Origin of the sequence: Planktotalea sp. (assembly GCF_039984035.1) — a bacterium.
Classification (GTDB): Bacteria; Pseudomonadota; Alphaproteobacteria; order Rhodobacterales; family Rhodobacteraceae; genus Planktotalea.
Genome location: NZ_JBDWVM010000379.1, coordinates 1 through 1,954, shown reverse-complemented (window position 1 = coordinate 1,954; position 1,954 = coordinate 1). Strand labels below are relative to the sequence as shown.

Here is a 1,954-nt window from a genome sequence, read left to right as displayed (position 1 = left end):
AGCGCTCCGTGAACCAATCGCTTGGCGACCGTCCTTCAAAGCGACCGTATTCTTTGAAATGATGTAATGGGTCTATTTGCGCAGCGAGCACATCTCCATTTGCGCGCAAATAGCTTTCGCCATCGAAGAGATCCCTAATCGCATCAGAGCCTTCCAAAGGCTTCTGCTGGCGTTGTTTGATTTTGTCACGCAATCGCGCGGAGGTGCGGTTCATCATGATAGAACCTCTTTTTGAAAGCGCATCTTCGCCGCAATGCTTGGGTTAATGTTCATCATCTCCGAGATAAAGGTATCATTCGCAACCAAGATTTCTTCCGCCAAATTTCCAAGCCTGTAAATTTCCGCCACTTCATTCTGGGTGCCATCCAACACCCAAAGGACTTTGTCGTAGTGGCCGAAGATTGAGGCCGAAAGCTCTGCATTCAAAGCACGTGCAGTGTATTCGATTGCGCCACCGACATGTAACGCAGCCTTAATCCCAATCGGCAGATTTGACCGACTGAGTTGCCGTGGGCGAAACTTAAGTTGACCAACTTGCGACGGTTGTTTTGGGCTTAAACCTGCGGAAAGCAACTTATTTAGGAAGGAGGTCCCAGAAACTACCAACACTCTTTGCGCAGGGTTAAATAACAGTCGCGACACAAACAGATCTTTGAAGCCAACCGACCTTGCGCATGCGTTTAAGTCACCCAAGAAGGCAATGGCAAAATCTGTTTCGACCGATTGCGGGTGTTCGATGCCAATGTCACTCACGACTGTCTCGGCAAGTTCAGACAAAGTTGACGTTATTTCTTGCAGATCAAATGGGCGGCACGCTTTCCGTTTGTCGTCTTGCATCTGCTCTGAATGCGCTCGACCCATCGTAATTGTAGCCAACCCCATCTTTTGTGCATAGCTGAGCGTGCTCGAAGCTGTGCCGTCTCGCTTCGTATCTAAGTAGACGTCGGACGCTGCGAGCACCTCTTTCAATTCCAGATTATCAACCGTTTGAAACAAGTGTGGATTGCCCGAAAGCTCTGCGAAGTAGTTTGCATAAAAATAGTTGGTATTTGCGTATTTTGGACCGTCGCCAACCCAAACAAAGTGAAGGTCCCTATCACGCGACCAGTCAGTAGCGAGCCGTGCGCCGACAACCCCAAAGAAATCGATCCCGTTTTCCAAGGAGAACGAGCCGCTTCCAACGACAACATAAGCGTCGTCACTGATATCAAGTTTGGCCCGAATTTCGTTCCTCCGCGCGGTTTCTGGCGCGAACGTCTGAGCCGAAAGGACATTACCTGCGTAACCTTGCGTTGGCGTAACATCGATCTGCTGGAGAGCTGTCTCTTTTAGGTCCGTTTCCGCCAAAGATGCACTAAGGATATGATCGAGGCCGCCTGCTAGCGCTTGTTCCAAATCCTGCGAAAATTTCAGGGGGGAGGCGTTTGAGAAAAGTACATTCTTGGCACAGATATCACCCAAATCTGCCAGTAGATGGAGATCTTGATCCGCTTGGATATAGCCAATTTGGGGGGGATTTCCCTTTAGCGCATGGCGAAGACGCGCATAGTTGTTCTGCAAATGTGGATCATCTTTGGCGCCTCCGATTTTGGCAGGCAAATGCCAAATATGTGCGAAACGCGTAAACTCTTTTTCCAGCGATCCTCCCGCACGTGTGACAACAACTACGTCTAGATCAATCGTGCCAAGCTGCAGGCGAAGGGCGGCAGCAAGGGTGCGGTTAATCGACGTGTCTTCTAGGTCGTCAACGACAAAGAGAACTCGATTCCTCAGATGCCAGCCTTGCCGAAAATAATGAGTTATCGGGGCTGAGTTATCGCCCCACATAAAGGCGATCTGTTCGGCAATGTAGGTCCGATTGAGCAAGCCATTAGGGGCGCGTTGATTGAGAAACCCAAACCGCAAATAGTGATCTCTGGTTTCAGAATAGTTCGCATGCGGTGATAGCGTTTCT

Annotated in this window: 1 protein-coding gene and 1 pseudogene; both read right to left on the bottom strand. The window is 49.7% G+C overall.

What is annotated here, in order from left to right:
• Window positions 1-217, bottom strand: a pseudogene (locus tag ABJQ89_RS16930) (hypothetical protein); the annotation flags it as partial.
• On the bottom strand, window positions 214-1,954 hold a 1,741-nt coding region (locus ABJQ89_RS16925), incomplete at its 5' end, for a hypothetical protein (RefSeq protein ID WP_348497334.1). The gene ABJQ89_RS16925 and the pseudogene ABJQ89_RS16930, both read right to left, overlap by 4 nt.